Here is a 15,467-nt window from a genome sequence, read left to right as displayed (position 1 = left end):
TAGTCCGCGCCCAGGTTTGCACACATGCCGCTTTTTCCATCCCCGCAGGGCATATGGAAGACATCTCCCCCGCCCCGAAAACGCGGGCTGGTGACCGTGCCATCATCCGGTCGATACTCCCTGTTCCTGTTTGCCGCTTCGCCCGATTGTTGCGATAGTGGCCCCCTGGCGCGTATTGCGCCGCTTGTTAATCTTCGTTTCACGGATGCACATGTTCAGTTCAATGTTCGCCACAGGCCCGGCCTTCATGCCTTACCAGTACGGCACCCATGACGGCCTGCTGGTATTGATCTCGATCGCCATCGCCATCTTCGCCTCGTTCATGGCCTTGCAAGTGGCCGGCATGGCGCGTGACAGCGACATGTGGCTGCAGCGCCAGACGGCCATCGCGACGGGCGCCATTGCGCTCGGCGGTGGCATCTGGTCGATGCATTTCATCGGCATGCTGGCGTTCGACCTGTGCACCCGCGTCACTTTCGAGCCCCGTTTGACCCTGCTGTCGATGTTGCCGGGCATGGCCGCATCCTGGGTTGCGCTGCACCTGCTGGCGCGCCCGCAGATCAGCGTGCCGCAATTGCTGGTCGGCGGCGTGCTGGTCGGCACCGGGATCGGTTCCATGCATTACAGCGGCATGGCCGCCATGCAGAGCGCCCTCGACCTGCACTATGAACCATGGCTGTTCGCGCTGTCGCTGGTGGTGGCCATCGTCATGGCGGTGCTGGCGCTGTGGATACGCTTCGGCCTGGCCGCTTCGCGCTGGCAATTGCGTCCGTTGACGGCGCTGCTGGCCAGCAGCGTGGTGATGGGGCTGGCCATTTCTGGCATGCATTACACGGGCATGCTGGCGGCGCGCTTTTCGGGCACGCCTGCCGCAGGCGCCAACACAATCACGGTGCACGCGTCGTTCATCGCGCTGGCAGTGGCGTTGATTACCGTCACCCTGACCGTGTTCGTAGCTGCCGCCAACGGCCTGCTGCGCTACCGCCAGCTGCTGCGCCACGCGAATGCAAGTCAATCGCGCCTGCGCGCCATCGTCGACACCGCCGCCGATGGCCTCATCACCATCGACGGCCAGGGCAAGGTGCGCTCTTTCAATCCGGCCGCCGAAGCGCTGTTCGGCTGGCGCGAAGCCGACATCGTCGGGCGCGACGCCAACATCCTGCTGCAGGATGAAGACGCGGCGCGCTACCAGGGCTACCTGCGTGATTTCCTTGCCGCCGGTGTCTCGCGTATCTTCGACGGCGGGCGCGAACTCGAAGGGCGCCACCAGGACGGCACCATGCTGCCGATCCGCGTCGCCATCGGCAAGATCGACACGCCGGGCCAGCCGCTGTTCGTGGCATTTGTCACCGACATGCGCTCGTCGCGCAATATGGAGCAGGCGCTGAAGGACAGCGAGCGCCAGTACCGCACCCTGATCCGCAATATTCCGGGCGTCTCGTTCCACAGCAGCTACGCGCCGGACTGGCAAATGATTTTCATCAGCGATGCGGTATTCAACCTGACTGGCTGGATGCCCGGGGATTTCATCGACGGCAGGGTCAGGATGTTTGACCTGGTGCACCCCGACGACCGCCAGCGCGTCAATGACACCTGCGTGCAGGCAGCGGGGCAGAAGCGCGACTTCGAAAACGTCTACCGCATGATCCACCGCGACGGGCGCGAACGCTGGGTGCGCGAAAGCAGCGGCCCGGTGCTGGACAACGACGGCGTGGTGCGCTGGATCGACGGCGTCATCCTCGATATCACCGAAAGCGAATTGCGCAATGCCGAATACGAAGGCAAAGTGACGGCCATTTCGCGCGCCATGGCGGTGATCGAATTCGATCTGCAGGGCAGGGTGCTGGCTGCCAACCAGAACTTCCTCGACCTGGTCGGCTACCAGCTGGACGAAGTGCTGGGCCAGCATCACAGCATGTTCTGCGAGCCGCACTACGTGCAGTCCGAAGACTATCCGCTGTTCTGGCAGCGCCTGGGCAATGGCGAATTCGATGCGGCCGAATACAACCGCCTCGGCAAGCACGGCAAGCGTATCAGCATCCAGGCCTCGTACAACCCGATCTTCAATGCCGACGGCAAGCCGTTCAAGGTGGTCAAGCTGGCCACCGACATCAGCGAACAGCGCGCGATGCAGGAAGTCCTGCGCGCGGCCAAGGACCGCGCCGAGCTGGCGGTCGAGTCAAAGACCTCGTTCCTGGCCAATATGAGCCATGAAATCCGCACGCCGATGAACGCCATTATCGGCTTTACGGAAGTGCTGTTGGGCACCGCCCTGGACAGCCTGCAGCGGCGCCACCTTACCACCGTGCGCCAGTCGGCCCGCTCGCTGCTGGAGCTGCTGAACGACATCCTCGACACGGCCAAGCTGGAAAAGGGCGCGACCGAACTGGAACTGGGGGACTTTTCGCTGCCCGACCTGGTCGATCACGTGGCCGCCTCGCTGCGCATTACAGCGCACAACAAGGAGATCGAACTGCTGGTCGATTACGACCCGCGCGCCGGCCAGTTTTTCCTCGGTGACGCGCGCCGCATCGAGCAGGTGCTGACCAATTTGATCGGCAACGCCGTCAAGTTCACCGAATCGGGCCAGGTGCGCGTCGCCATCGACATGCAGGGCGCCAGCGTGCATATCGCCGTGCATGACACGGGTATCGGCATCCCGGCCGACCGCCTCGACAAGATCTTCGCCCCATTTACCCAGGCCGATTCCTCGATGAGCCGGCGCTTTGGCGGCACGGGCTTGGGCACCACCATCTCGCGCCAGCTGGTCCAGCTGATGAAGGGCACCATCACGGTGGAAAGCACGCTCGGCGTGGGCAGCGTGTTCCACGTGCTGCTGCCGCTGGCGGCCGGCAAGAAGGTGCTGCGCCGCAGCGAACAACCGCTGCTGGCCTTGCCGCCACTGCGCATCCTGGCTGCCGACGACGTGCCGCAAAATATCGAACTGCTGATCATCAGCCTGGGCGCAGCCGGCCACCAGGTGATTGCCGCCGGCGATGGCGACAGCGCCGTGCGCGAGTTCCGCAACGGCAGTTACGACATCGTGCTGATGGACGTGCAGATGCCGCGCATGGACGGCCTGGAAGCGACGCGATTGATACGCGTGTACGAACGCGAGCAGGGCCTCAAACCGACGCCGATCATCGCGCTGACGGCCAGCGTGCTGGAACAGGACCGCCACGCCGCTCAGACGGCAGGCATGAACGGCTTTGCCTCCAAGCCGCTGGAAATGCACAAGCTGACGGCGGAAATCGCGCGCCTGCTCGACATCACCATCGCCACCGGACTGGCGCCGCAGCAGGTGGCGCCAGGCTTTGCCGGCGGCCAGGTCGACTGGCAGCGCGGCAGTGGCGTGTGGGGCGGACGCGATGCGCTGCAGCGGGCCATCGTCCGTTTCGCCAGGACCAGCGGCGACAGCGCGGCCCTGCTGGCGCGCGAGATCGAGCGCGGCAGCGCCAGCGTGGCTGGCCACCTGCTGCACCGCCTGAAAGGTGCGGCCGCCAATTTGTGCCTGATGCAGATCGAAGGCATGCTGGGCCGCATCGAGCAGGCGCTGCACCAGCAGGCGCCGGTGGCCGAACTGCTGGAGCAACTGGCGGCGGCGTTTGCCGCGCTGGCGCTCGAAGTGGGCGAGGGCGCGGATGCCGGCGTGGATAGTGTCGCCAGCGTGGCCGCCACCAGCGTGCCACTCGACCACGCGGCGGCCGAGGTCGCGCTGCGCAAGGCGATTGCCAGCCTGGAAGGCGGCCAGCTCGATGACGCCCTGATGGCGGACGTCACTGGCCTGCTCGCGCCGCACGCCCAGCAGCGCCAGTTGCAAACCCTGGCCGGCGCCATCGACGACTTCGAATTTGCGCGCGCCGCCGCCGTGCTCAGGCAGTTGCTTGAGTGGCTGCAGGCGCAGGCGGGCGCAGAAGACGGTGCCGTATCATCCTGATCAAATCTGAGTGAATGTATGGACATGAAAATACCCGAACAAAAACCGACCCTGCTGCTGGTCGACGATGAAGCGACCAACCTGCAGGTGCTGCGCCAGATACTGCAGGACGATTACCGCCTGTTGTATGCCAAGGACGGCGAAAAGGCCCTGGAGCTGGCGCAGAACCATCCGGTCGAGCTGATCCTGCTCGACATCATGATGCCGACCATGACCGGCCATGAAGTGTGTCGCAAGCTCAAAGCCATGCCGCAGACGGCGGCCATTCCTGTTATTTTCGTCACCGCCCTGGCCGACGTGAAGGACGAAGCCGAAGGCTTTGACGCCGGCGCCGTCGACTACATCACCAAGCCTGTCAGCCCGCCCATCGTGCGTGCCCGCGTACGCACCCATCTGTCGCTGGTCGACGTGGCCGAACTGCGCCGCTCGCGCCTGCAGGTCATTCAGCGCCTGGGCCAGGCGGCCGAGTACAAGGACAATGAAACGGGCATGCATGTCATCCGCATGAGTTATTACGCGCGCCAGCTGGCGCTGGCCGCCGGCTTCAGCGACGCCCAGGCCGAAGACCTGCTGAACGCCGCGCCCATGCACGACGTCGGCAAGATCGGCATCCCTGACGCCATCCTGCAAAAGCCGGGCAAGCTCGATGCGCAAGAATGGCAGGTGATGCGCAGCCACGCCGAAATCGGCGCCTCCATCATCGGCGAACATGCCGGCGGCCTCTTGAAAATGGCGCATACCATCGCCCTGACGCACCACGAGAAATGGGACGGCAGCGGTTATCCTAACGGCTTGAAAGGCGAGGAAATCGCGCTCGAGGGGCGCATCGTGGCAATCGCCGACGTGTTCGACGCCCTTACCAGCGAGCGCCCCTACAAGCGCGCCTGGACGGTGGAAGAGGCGATAGCCACCATGCGGCGCGACAGCGGCGTGCACTTCGATCCCGAGCTGATCGAGCTGTTTATCGCCAATTTGCCGGCGATGCTGGAGATCAAGGCGCAGTGGAAAGAACCCGTGTAAATCGCGTCCGATAAAGCGCTGGTCACCCCGGCAACCGCGCTGGTCCGCCCCGTCCTGCGTGGTTCAGAACGAATAAACCAGCGTCAGCGAGGTCTGCGTATCTGTATTTTTTTTATCATCGGGCACGTGCGTGTCGTTGCGGGCGCTGAAGGCGGCTTTCATTTGCATGGTGCCGTTAATCTTGGTGCTGAGCGCCGATTCGGCAATCGAGTGGGTATTCGAGGTGCCGCGTTCCACGCTGACGGTCTGCGTGAACATGGCCGACTGGCTCACTTTCCATTTCATCGCCGCCGCACCGCGGATGGTCAGGCCATGTTCGGATATGCCTTCGTCATTGGTGCCGTTGAAGTAGCCCGGACCGACTTCCACGTCGACGCTCTTGTCGTCGGACTGGTACCAGCGCGAGCCGTGACCGACTGCCAGGGTCGAGTACTTGGTGTAGGCGCCGAAGCGGTCATTCACGTGCGAGGCCAGCACGAACAGTTTGTCGTTGTCGGACATCAGCTTGTAGGCGGCCTTGGCGGACGCGGAAAAACGCTCTGCCGAGCGCTCGCGGTAGCGGTGGCCTTCGTCATCGGTATTCTTGTCTTCCTTGAAATAACCGCTGAAAACGTACTGGTTGCTCCAGTCGTCCAGTTCCTGGCGCGCGTCGATCTTGCCGGTGACCGAGGTGCCGGCCGTATTGCCCGAGGTGCTGATGGCGCCCAGTTCGGCCGAGGTGCTCCAGCTGCCGATCGGGATTTCGTCGAACAGCAGGCTTTGCTTGGTGTCCTTGGCGATGGCGCCGGCGTGGGTAATGGCCAGGGCCAGCGCCAGTACGATAGTAGGGATGGATTTCATGGCTGTATGCTTGTCTGTGCGGGTGCGCCTGCGTGCGCGGCCCATCAAATTCGAGCGGGTATTGTACCTGAGCCTGCAATTGCCCGCGCCGCGCACGCGGCGCTTCGACTCTGCTATAGTGCAGGTCAGCTTATCAACTTGTTATCTGTTGTGGGAGTGTCCATGAAGTCTGTCTGCAGTGCCATTGTGCTGGCCTCGGCCGCCACGCTTGTCTTCGCGCAGGTGCCAGCCGCGCCGCCGCCAGCTCCAGCCCCGGCTCCAGCCCCAGCCCTGACCCAGGCGATGATCAGCGCCGCCGTGCGCGATACCCTGGCCGAAGAGAAGCGCGCGCAGGCCGAATCGGGCCAGCCGGCCATGCAGCAGGTGACGATACGCGCCGACAAGTACGAACAATTTGCCGCCGCCTTCAGCGAAGCGAAAGTGCCCGACTGCCTGCATGCGGATGGCCTGAAACGCCAGCCGACCAACCTGGGGCCGATCGGCGTGGGCGGCCTGTTTGCGCTGCCTTTCGTGGCGATCGCCAAGCTGCGCGGCAAATGCAACTGAATTGAACGGATGACTGGCGGCGCTGTTGGCAAGCCCGGCCCGGCTGGCGTATGCTGCGCACTTGAACAGATTTATTACAAGGACTCACCGTGCGCTGCCTGGTCATCGAAGACGAAGCCGATACTTCCCGCTATATTTGTGCCGGCCTGCGCGACGCCGGCCATGAGGTCGTCGCCTGCGACAACGGCATAGACGGCATGCGCCTGGCCTGCGGCGAGGAGTGGGATGCGCTGGTGCTCGACCGTCTGCTGCCGGGAGAGATCGACGGCCTGGCGATCGTTGCGCGCCTGCGCGGCATGGGACGCAATACGCCGGTGCTGGTGCTGTCGGCCCTGTCCAGCGTGGATGAACGCGTGCGCGGCCTGCGCAGTGGCGGCGACGATTATCTGTCCAAGCCGTTCGCCATCGACGAGCTGCTGGCGCGCATCGAAGCGCTGCTGCGCCGCGCCGCACCGGTGCCCGACGCCACCCAGCTGCAGGTGGCCGACCTGGTGCTCGACATGCGCACCATGCGCGTGACGCGCGCCAACCGCCAGATCGCGCTGCAGCCGCGCGAGTTCCGCCTGCTTGAATACCTGATGCGCCACCAGGGCCAGTCCGTCACGCGCGCCATGCTGCTCGAAGCGGTGTGGGACTACCATTTCGACCCGCAGACCAATGTGATCGACGTGCAGGTCAGCCGCCTGCGCACCAAGATCGACAAGGAATTTTCGCCGGCGCTGATTCATACGGTGCGCGGCGTCGGCTACACCCTGGGCGTGCTGGAAAGCGACCCGCATGCCTAAGTCGATCGCGGCGCGTCTGGCGCTGGGCTACGGCCTGCTGCTGGCCATTTCCATCGCCATCGTCTGCGGTGTGTTCTATTTCGGCACCATCGGTGTGCTCGACCGCAGCGTCGATCGCAAGCTGATGGTGCTGTCCGAACGTCTGGCGGCGATCTACCAGCCTGGCGACAGCAGCCGCACCTCGGGCGAAATCGCCCATCTGCTGACTGATCGTACCGACAGCGATACCGAGATCTTCCTGCTATTGGATGCCGCCGGGCGGCGCATCTCGGGCAATCTGTCGAGCTGGCCGGTGGCCGACAGCCCGGCCGGCAAGCTGCTGCATGTGCATGTCACGCGCGAAGGTCGGGTTGTGCCGGCACGGCTGCTGATACGCGATCTGGCCGACGGCACGCGGCTGTACGTGGGCCGCGCCATGCTGGAAAGCGACTCGATCCGCACTCTGGTGCTGCGTTCGATCGCCTATGGTGGCGGGGTGGCGGTGCTGCTGATGGTGGCCGGCGCCTGGCTGTTCCGGCGCCAGCTGGAAGCGCGCATCGGTCAGATCCGCCGCACTGCCGCCGAGATCGAGGCGGGCGATCTGTCGCAGCGCATCCCGGTTGCCAGTGACGACGAATTCGGCAAGCTCAGTTGCGACATCAACCGTATGCTCGACCGCATCGAGCAGCTGATGGAGGGCGTGCGCCATGTGTCGAACGCCATCGCCCACGATTTGCGCACGCCGCTGGGGCGGGTGCGCAACAAGCTCGATGGCGCGCTGCGCCAGCAGCAAACGGTGGCCGCCTACGAGAGCGCGGCGCAATCGGCGATCGCCGACATCGATGACCTGACACGCGTGTTCGACAAGCTGCTGCAAATCGCAGCGGCCGAATCGGGCATGCGTCCCGAATATTTCAGCGATATCGACCTGCAGCAGATCGGCGCCGATATCGTGGAAATGTATGAGGCAACGGCCGACGAGCAGGGTGTGCTGCTGGTGCAGCTGTATCGCCCGGGCCCGGGCCTGCCGGCGCGCGGCGACCGCAACCTGCTGGGGAGTGCCTTGGCCAGCCTGGTCGACAACGCCATCAAGTACGCGGGGCAGGGCGCCACGGTGGAGGTGTCGTGCGGGCAGGACGCCTCGGGTGCCTGGCTGGCGGTGTGCGACAACGGCCCCGGTGTGCCGGCCAGCGAGTTGCCGAAGCTGACCCAGCGCTTTTATCGCCTCGACAAAAGCCGCCATCTGCCGGGCAATGGTCTGGGCCTGTCTATCGTCGCGGCGATCGCGGCCCTGCACGGCGGCAGCCTGGAAATCGAGGATGCAGCACCGGGCCTGTGCGTGCGGCTGCGCCTCAATCACTGATTGCCTGGGTCACATTACCAACTTGTAACCCCCCTGGTTTTTCGCCTCGCATATGATCCGTATCACCCGTCGCGGAGCGGCTGCACCCACGTGCAGCCGCCTGGTCCGGGCTGCTCGCGGCCATGGCCGCGCATCGACAGACAAGCGCCGAAGAACCGCCTCCATGACCTCATTTATCGCCGGCCTGGCGCCGCAGGCAGCAACCGCTGTCGACCGCGAAGGTCATCAACTCAAAGCCATGCTGGGTGCCCTGGTGTTTCCGCGCCAGCGGGCACGCTGGCAGGCCTTTATCAGCGACATGCCCGGCATGGCCGCGCTGGCGCAAGAGCATCCCTGTTTGCTGTACAAGATCTACCGCCCGTATGCGCAGCGCGGCGCCGGCTGTGCTGCCAGGGTGACGCTGCTGCAAGGGCATTACCGCTTTTTGTGGCAGGCGGGCGCGCGTCCGCTGGTGGAATACGCGGCGCGCCGCGCGCTGGTGCTGGCCAGCGTGGAAGGGCGCGATGGCGCCATCTACCGGCTGCAGCTGACCGCCATCCACGACAGCCACCGTGAAGGGGAGCTGTGTTTGCGCCTGACGCGCGATGGCGCGCCGCTCTATCTGGCCAGCTTTCTGTTTCGGCCGCATCGCGCCGGCGCCAGCGTGCAACTGGGTGCGCTGCAAGGCTTGCGATCAAGCGCCGGCGCGCAGGCCGTGCGCGAGGCCACGCGGGCGCTGCACGGCTGCCGGCCGAAGAACCTGATGGTGGCGCTGCTGCGCGACCTGGGCGACTACTTCGGCTGCCGGCAGCTCGAACTGATCAGCAATGCCAACCGCATCGCCCTGAACCGCCGCCGGCGTCGGCAGATTTCCTGCGATTACGACCTGGCTTGGGAAGAGCTGCATGCGCTGCCTGGCAGCGACGGCAACTACCGGCTGCCGTGCGCGCCGTGCCGGGAACCCGACCTGGCCGAGGTGCCGTCAAAAAAGCGCGCCGATGCGCGCCGCCGCGGCGCCATGCTGCTGCACCTGGCAACCACCATGCGCTGGCAGCTGTCGACCCTGCGCAGCCTGCCTGCCGGCGGTGTGGCGGGCGTGCCGGCGCCGCGTCTTGCCGCCGTTTCTTGAGGCAAGCACGGTTTTTTGAAACCGCGCCCGGCGCAGCTGGCGTGATGGGCGTATACTTGCGGCGTCTTTCAACCAGAGAAGCCAGTCACCCCATGCCAGCAACTTTCCCCCTCTCGCGCATGCGCCGCCTGCGCGCCAACCCGCAACTGCGCGAGCTGTTCCGCGAAACCGAAATCAACCCGCGCGACCTGGTATTGCCGATTTTCGTCGACGAAGGTACCAGCGATTTCGTCGACATCAAGTCCATGCCCGGTGTGCGCCGCATTCCCGAGGCGAAGCTGGCGCAGGAAGTGGAACGCTATGCGCGCGCCGGCCTGCGTTCGGTGATGACCTTCGGTATTTCGCACCACAAGGACAGCCACGGCAGCGACACTCTGAACCCGGACGGCCTGGTGGCGCGCATGTCGCGCATTATCAAGGACGCCGTACCCGAAATGGTGGTCATGTCGGATACCTGTTTTTGCGAATACACAGACCACGGCCACTGCGGCATCCTGCATGGCGACACGGTCGACAATGACAGCACGGTGCTGAACCTGGGCAAGCAGGCGGTGATCGCCGCCCAGGCCGGCGCCGACATTATCGCGCCGTCGGCCGCCATGGATGGCCAGGTGGCGGCGATCCGCAGTGCGCTCGATGCTGCCGGTTTTCACGACACGCCGGTGATGGCGTATTCGACAAAGTTCGCGTCCGGCCTGTACGGCCCGTTTCGCGACGCCGCCGGCAGCACCCTCAAGGGCGACCGCAAAACCTACCAGATGGACCCGATGAACCGCCGCGAAGCGGTGCGCGAGTCGCTGATCGACGAAGCCGAAGGCGCCGACGCGCTGATGGTGAAACCGGCGGGGGCGTATCTGGACATCATCCGCGACCTGCGCGAAGTGACGCGCCTGCCGATCGGCGCCTACCAGGTCAGCGGCGAATACGCGATGATCAAGTTCGCCGCGCAAGCCGGCGCCATCGACGAACGCCGCGTGGTGCAGGAAACCCTGGGCGCCATCAAGCGCGCGGGCGCCGACATGATCTTCACGTATTTTGCGATGGATGTGTTGAACAATCCATATTAAGGATTATCGGGCGCGCGCCATTTCGGGCTATCATGGCGCGCTGCCTCTCCCGATACTTTTATGCCCCTCAAAATCTCCCGCATCCTGCATGCCGGCTATGTCTTCGAATGCGACGATACCGCCATCGCGTTTGACCCCATCGTCGAAAACCCGTTCAGCCGCAACTGCCACGCTTTCCCGAACGTGCGCTTCGACCATGAGCAGGTGCGCCAGCTGCGCCTTGACGCGGTGTTTATCTCGCACTTCCACGACGACCATCTGTCCCTGGAAAGCCTGGATTTCATCGACCGCGCCACGCCGATTTACCTGTATTGCATTTTCGACCAGCTGTTCGACATGATACGTGCGCTGGGCTTTGAAAAAGTCGTGCGCCTGCACGTCGATGTGCCGGTGCGGGTGGGGGCGATCGAGGTGATACCGCGACGCGCGCTCGACGATGATGTCGACTCGTTGTTCCAGGTGCGCGCTGCCGGCATGAATGTGCTGAACGTGGTCGATTCCTGGATCGGTCCCGAGACGCTGGCGCAGCTGGCTGCGCTGGGGGCGTGGGACATGGTGCTGTGGCCGTTCCAGACCATGCGCGAGGTGGCCATGATCGCCCCGCGGCTGGCCGGCCCGGCGCGCCCGACCTTGCCCGACGACTGGCTGGAACAGCTGCAAATGCTGAGTCCCCGTTACATCGTGCCCAGTTCCTGCCAGTTTTTGCAGGAAGACTGGTCCTGGTATAACCACGCCATGTTTCCCGTCACTTACCGCCAGTTCGCGCGCGAGGTGGGGGCGGCGCTGCCGGCCGCCAGCGTGCTGCGGCTCGACCCCTCGGTATCGGTGCTGCTCGATGAAGAAGGCTTGCGGCCTGCCGCGCCGCTGCCGTGGGTGATCCCGGTGGGGCCGCAGGAGGTCGACTTCGATTACCGGCCAGGCCTGGCGCCACCGTCCACGATGGATATCGCGCGCCGCTTTCCACCGTTGAGCGAGGTCGAGGTGGCGCTGGTGCTCGATTTTTGCCGCCATGGCCTGCCCGAGCGCTACCGCGACATGGAGCTGTTCGAGGACAGCTATTTCCAGCAGCCGCGTTTGTGGCGCCTGTCGCTGTACGGCCATGACGGCGCGGCCACAGTGCTGCACTACCGCCTTGATGGCGACCTGATCGACCTGGTGCCGCAGACGGACGAAGCGCCGTCGTGGACCACCGATGTGCCCATGGCGAAATGCCATGCGGCGCTGGTGCTGGGGGAATCGCTGACGTCGATGTATATGCGCATCAACGATGCCGATTTCGATGCCGCCATCATTGAAGAACTGAAACAGGCCGATATCACCGACGACCCGTTGATACGCTGCCTGTTCAACGACGCCATCGGCGCCTACCAGGCAGCGCAACTGCAACGCCTGGGCTACTGTGTGGACACGCAAAAAATCGCCGGACGCGTTAAGATAGCTTATCTCTGAACAAGGACATCACATGGCAAATACGACTGAAACTGCAATCTTCGCCGGCGGCTGCTTCTGGGGCGTGCAGGACCTGATGCGCCGCTATCCGGGCGTGGAAGCGACCCGCGTGGGCTACACGGGCGGCGACGTGGCCGACGCCACCTACCGCAACCATGGCACGCATGCCGAAGCGATCGAGATCACGTTCGACCCGTCCGTGATCAGCTACCGCCGGCTGCTGGAATTGTTTTTCCAGATCCACGACCCGAGCACGGAAAACCGCCAGGGCAATGACCGTGGCACCAGCTACCGCTCGGCCATCTACTACACCAGCGACGAACAGAAGCTGGTGGCAGAGGAAACCATCCGCGACGTCGACGCCTCCGGCCTGTGGCCCGGCAAGGTGGTAACGGAAGTGGCGGCTGCCGGCCCGTTCTGGCAAGCCGAACCAGAGCACCAGGATTATTTGCAGCGTTTGCCAAACGGCTACACCTGCCATTACATCCGGCCGGATTGGGTCTTGCCGCAACGCCAGCAGTAAAGCCGGCAGCGGGAGCACGGCCATGCGCTACCGGAGGGGGCGCAAGGTGACCTCCGGCAATAAATCGAACAGCGCAAGTCGCTGGGGTGCTCTACAATTACGGTTCAAGCAAGTTTTTGCGGAACGCAGTAGTTGAAGGGAATACCCCAGAAGTGACTTCCAAACCGATCAAGATTGCCGCCACTATTGCTGTGTTTCTGGCCTGTGGCGTCGGCGTGTATGCTTTTACCCGTCCCGCCACGCCCGCCCAGCCGTCCGCAGAGGCCATCGCCAGGGACGCTGCGGCAAAAAAGGCCAGCGCGGACGCGGCCGTTGTTGCCGCGCAGCTGCGTGAACTGCTGGCCAATTTCCGCAAGATTATCGTGCTGCTGGCCGATGAAGACAGCCAGCCAGAAGGCGCGCGCGACGAAGCGCGCAAGGTGGGCCAGGCGCTGTTCCACGAGAACCAGGAACGCACCGCCAAGCTTGACGCCATGCTGGACCAGCTGATGGTGCCCGGCAATCCGGGCCGCTTTGACGCCATCGATGGCTTGCTGACGTATATCGAATCGGACCCTGGCCTGTTTGATGCCGACCGCCTGGCCTTCCGCGAACTGCTGCAAGGCTTGTTGGCCGACGTGGCAAAAGATGGTTCCTTGCCGGCCATCAAGCTGCACAAGCGCATTTCGGAAGACCTCGATGCACTGGCCGAGATCGAGCGCAATTACGAAAAAGAGATACGCCAGATCTTCGGCAACATGGGCCAGCGCGCAATCGAACTCAAGCGTGAGCGCTGGGATGACTACGTGGTGCAGCTGAAAAAACTGTACAAGCGCGAGCAGATACTCAAGGAAAACGGCATTGTCATGCCGTACACCAAACCGCCGGCGGGTTCGATTCCCGAACCCAAACCTGCCGGCAACAACGAGGACGCGGAAATTTTCGGCCTGAATCTGCCGAAAAAAACCATCGTGCTGACCTTTGATGATGGCCCGCACCGCCGCTATACGGAAGAGATCAGCGCGATTTTGAAACAGTATGGCGTGCCAGCCGTGTTCTTCAACGTGGGCCGCAACCTGGGCAGCCTGGATGCCCAAGGCCATGCCAAACTGAACGCCGGCGCCGAAGTGAGCCGCAAGCTGATGAAAGAAGGCTATGCGGTGGGCAACCACAGTTTTACCCATGCGCAACTGTCCAAGGAAACCGGCGACAAGCTCAAGGGCGAAATCCTTGGCACCGACACCTTGCTCAAAGCCATCAGCCCCGAGCGTGCCGCGCTGTTCCGTTTTCCGTATGGCGCGCGTAACAGCGAAGGCATGGCCGCGCTGGCCGATGCACACCTGAAATCGGTGATGTGGAATATCGATTCGCTGGACTGGGCCGACCCGGTGCCCAGTTCGATTACCAACCGCGTACTGGCCTCGGTCGACAAGGCGGGGCGCGGCATTATCCTGTTCCATGACATACACGAGCGCACCGTGAAAGCCTTGCCGGCCATCTTGGACCGTCTGGTGGCCGAAGGCTATCAGTTTGCAGGCTGGGACGGCACCACCTTCAAGTCCGCCAAGGGCGAGGCGCCGGCGCCCGAAAAAGTCGCCATCTCGACCGGCTACGCCAACTCCTGGGCGGTGGTGATCGGCATCGACGACTACGCCAAGTGGCCCAAGCTGCAATACGCAGTGCGTGACGCGCAAAGCATCCGCGAAACCCTGATCGAAAAATTCGGCTTTGCGCCCGAGCGCGTTGTAACCCTGAAAAACGCGGAGGCGACGCGCAACAATATCCTGGCCGCCTTCCATGACAAGCTGGCCCATGGCGGGGTGCAAAAGAACGACCGCATCTTTGTCTTCTTTGCCGGCCACGGTGCCACCCGCAAGCTGAGCTCGGGGCGCGACCTGGGCTATATCGTGCCGGCGGACTCCGACCCGGCCCAGTTCGCCACAGACGCGATTCCGATGACGGAAATCCAGAATATTGCCGAAAGCCTGACGGCCAAGCATGCGCTGTTCGTGATGGATGCCTGCTACAGCGGCCTGGGCCTGACCCGTGGCGCCGGCAACAGTTCCTTCCTGCGCGACAACGCCAAGCGTATCGGCCGGCAGATGCTGACGGCCGGCGGCGGCGACCAGCTGGTGGCCGACGGCGGCCCGAACGGCCACTCGGTATTTACCTGGACTTTGTTGCAAGGCCTTGCCGGCAAGGCTGACCTGAACGGAGACGGCCTGATTACGGCCACCGAACTGGCGGCCTATGTGGCGCCGGCCGTCTCGAGCGTGTCGAACCAGACGCCGGCGTTTGGCAGCCTGCCTGGTTCCGAAGGCGGTGACTTCGTGTTCGAACTGCCGGGCGAGACAGAATTCCTCAGTCCGAACACGACGCAGCTGTCGACCGAGGCAATCGCCATGAACAGCAAGCTCGATGCCAAGCCGGCGGCGGCCAGCGTGACGGTCAAGGACTTGCAGGGTGGCGAACAGAAGATTGTCACGCCGGGCGCCGTACCCAGCACCACGCGCCAGCTGGCCCAGCGCGCCAACGACCGTGGCTTGCAGCACTACAAGGAAAAACAGTACGACCTGGCCGAAGCGCAATTTACGGAAGCGCTGAAACTGCGGCCCGACTTTGCACTGGCCGCCAACAATCTGGGCTTTGTGTTCTACAAGCAAGAGAAATACCGCGAAGCAGCACGCTGGTTTGAAAACACCGTCAAGATGGACCCGTCGCGCGCGATTGCCTACCTGAACCTGGGCGACGCGTACTTCAAGGCCGGCGATGGTGCCAAGGCCAAGCAAGCCTATAAAACTTATCTGGAACTGGCGCCGACGGCGTCGACCGCGCCGGCCGTGCGGCAGAAGATGGAAAAGTTGTAAGCAT

General features: G+C 63.9%; 11 protein-coding genes. 10 read left to right on the top strand and 1 reads right to left on the bottom strand.

Going from position 1 to position 15,467, the window contains the following annotated elements; all coding sequences use genetic code 11:
* Positions 1 to 211 precede the first annotated feature (211 nt).
* Positions 212 to 3,937: a PAS domain S-box protein gene (locus ACQ4WM_RS15305; RefSeq protein WP_436547534.1), complete on the top strand. Its 3,726-nt coding sequence runs from the start codon at positions 212 to 214 to the stop codon at positions 3,935 to 3,937.
* A gap of 24 nt (positions 3,938 to 3,961) precedes the next feature.
* Positions 3,962 to 4,957, top strand: coding sequence for an HD domain-containing phosphohydrolase (locus ACQ4WM_RS15300; RefSeq protein WP_436547533.1), 996 nt, complete (start codon positions 3,962 to 3,964; stop codon positions 4,955 to 4,957).
* A 63-nt stretch (positions 4,958 to 5,020) separates the two neighbouring features.
* Here the strand turns inward: ACQ4WM_RS15300 and ACQ4WM_RS15295 are convergent, their stop codons facing one another.
* On the bottom strand, positions 5,021 to 5,797 hold the full coding sequence (locus tag ACQ4WM_RS15295; RefSeq protein ID WP_436547532.1) for a DUF481 domain-containing protein: 777 nt from the start codon (positions 5,795 to 5,797) through the stop codon (positions 5,021 to 5,023).
* Positions 5,798 to 5,959: 162 nt separating this feature from the next.
* On the opposite strand from ACQ4WM_RS15295, the gene ACQ4WM_RS15290 reads away from it, so the two are divergent.
* The 8 genes from ACQ4WM_RS15290 (at position 5,960) to ACQ4WM_RS15255 (ending at position 15,463) form a co-directional block, all read left to right on the top strand.
* A complete protein-coding gene (locus ACQ4WM_RS15290) occupies positions 5,960 to 6,343 on the top strand; it encodes a hypothetical protein (RefSeq protein WP_436547531.1) in 384 nt (127 codons plus the stop codon).
* An 89-nt stretch (positions 6,344 to 6,432) separates the two neighbouring features.
* Entirely contained in the window at positions 6,433 to 7,128 is a 696-nt protein-coding gene (locus ACQ4WM_RS15285) for a winged helix-turn-helix domain-containing protein (RefSeq protein ID WP_436547530.1), read from the top strand.
* Positions 7,121 to 8,470, top strand: a complete 1,350-nt coding sequence (locus ACQ4WM_RS15280) for a sensor histidine kinase (RefSeq protein ID WP_436547529.1) — start codon at positions 7,121 to 7,123, stop codon at positions 8,468 to 8,470. The genes ACQ4WM_RS15285 and ACQ4WM_RS15280 overlap by 8 nt, the downstream gene beginning before the upstream one ends.
* A 163-nt stretch (positions 8,471 to 8,633) precedes the next feature.
* The gene (locus ACQ4WM_RS15275; RefSeq protein ID WP_436547528.1) at positions 8,634 to 9,578 is read left to right on the top strand and encodes a VirK/YbjX family protein; all 945 of its coding nucleotides are present in this window, start codon (positions 8,634 to 8,636) and stop codon (positions 9,576 to 9,578) included.
* A gap of 92 nt (positions 9,579 to 9,670) precedes the next feature.
* On the top strand, positions 9,671 to 10,645 hold the full coding sequence (gene hemB, locus ACQ4WM_RS15270; protein WP_436547527.1) for a porphobilinogen synthase: 975 nt from the start codon (positions 9,671 to 9,673) through the stop codon (positions 10,643 to 10,645).
* Positions 10,646 to 10,705: 60 nt separating this feature from the next.
* On the top strand, positions 10,706 to 12,094 hold the full coding sequence (locus ACQ4WM_RS15265; protein WP_436547526.1) for an MBL fold metallo-hydrolase: 1,389 nt from the start codon (positions 10,706 to 10,708) through the stop codon (positions 12,092 to 12,094).
* A 13-nt stretch (positions 12,095 to 12,107) separates the two neighbouring features.
* Positions 12,108 to 12,617 (top strand): peptide-methionine (S)-S-oxide reductase MsrA, encoded by a 510-nt coding sequence (msrA, locus tag ACQ4WM_RS15260; RefSeq protein WP_436547525.1) that lies wholly within the window; start codon positions 12,108 to 12,110, stop codon positions 12,615 to 12,617.
* 152 nt (positions 12,618 to 12,769) lie between these two features.
* Positions 12,770 to 15,463, top strand: coding sequence for a polysaccharide deacetylase family protein (locus ACQ4WM_RS15255; protein ID WP_436547524.1), 2,694 nt, complete (start codon positions 12,770 to 12,772; stop codon positions 15,461 to 15,463).
* Positions 15,464 to 15,467: the final 4 nt, after the last annotated feature.

This window comes from Janthinobacterium longum (assembly GCF_051380735.1).
GTDB lineage: Bacteria > Pseudomonadota > Gammaproteobacteria > Burkholderiales > Burkholderiaceae_D > Janthinobacterium.
This window is presented reverse-complemented; position numbering and strand designations above follow the sequence as displayed.

What these genes read in the sequence shown, in the direction of transcription:
- ACQ4WM_RS15295 (WP_436547532.1), bottom strand. Translation starts at nt 5,797, where the DNA reads ATGAAATCCATCCCTACTATCGTACTGGCGCTGGCCCTGGCCATTACC.
- msrA (WP_436547525.1), top strand. Translation starts at nt 12,108, where the DNA reads ATGGCAAATACGACTGAAACTGCAATCTTCGCCGGCGGCTGCTTCTGG.
- ACQ4WM_RS15280 (WP_436547529.1), top strand. Translation starts at nt 7,121, where the DNA reads ATGCCTAAGTCGATCGCGGCGCGTCTGGCGCTGGGCTACGGCCTGCTG.
- ACQ4WM_RS15305 (WP_436547534.1), top strand. Translation starts at nt 212, where the DNA reads ATGTTCAGTTCAATGTTCGCCACAGGCCCGGCCTTCATGCCTTACCAG.
- ACQ4WM_RS15275 (WP_436547528.1), top strand. Translation starts at nt 8,634, where the DNA reads ATGACCTCATTTATCGCCGGCCTGGCGCCGCAGGCAGCAACCGCTGTC.
- ACQ4WM_RS15300 (WP_436547533.1), top strand. Translation starts at nt 3,962, where the DNA reads ATGAAAATACCCGAACAAAAACCGACCCTGCTGCTGGTCGACGATGAA.
- hemB (WP_436547527.1), top strand. Translation starts at nt 9,671, where the DNA reads ATGCCAGCAACTTTCCCCCTCTCGCGCATGCGCCGCCTGCGCGCCAAC.
- ACQ4WM_RS15290 (WP_436547531.1), top strand. Translation starts at nt 5,960, where the DNA reads ATGAAGTCTGTCTGCAGTGCCATTGTGCTGGCCTCGGCCGCCACGCTT.
- ACQ4WM_RS15265 (WP_436547526.1), top strand. Translation starts at nt 10,706, where the DNA reads ATGCCCCTCAAAATCTCCCGCATCCTGCATGCCGGCTATGTCTTCGAA.